The 322-nt window shown below is 43.8% G+C and carries 1 pseudogene; it reads right to left on the bottom strand.

Going from position 1 to position 322, the window contains the following annotated elements:
* Nucleotides 1-322: pseudogene (locus tag BHE89_RS00025) on the bottom strand (aminotransferase class I/II-fold pyridoxal phosphate-dependent enzyme); the annotation flags it as partial.

Raw genomic sequence — 322 nt, 5'->3', positions numbered from 1 at the left:
AATGGCTTTTGCTTGGCTAAAAGCTTTCTCAGCAGTGTCACTGTCTTTGGTAACAATCGTGCATGCACCTACACGTTCATTGTAGAGACCGAAGTTTTTTAGAATATGAACTAGCAACAATAAGCTCCGGGTTCTTTTCTGCAAAGAGGCGTAAGCCTTGCGCATCTTCTTCAAGACCACGTGCAAAACCTTGGTATGCAAAGTCAAAAACAGGTAACCAACCTTTTTCTGCTGATAGTGCTGCTAATTGGCGCCATTGCTCTTCTGTTGGATCAATACCACTTGGGTTATGGCAGCAACCGTGGAACAAAACAACATCACC

The organism is Shigella sp. FC1967, assembly GCF_001743005.1.
GTDB lineage: Bacteria > Pseudomonadota > Gammaproteobacteria > Enterobacterales > Enterobacteriaceae > Proteus.
The sequence above is the reverse complement of the archived record's forward strand: the minus strand, read 5'-3'. Positions and strand labels throughout refer to the sequence as shown.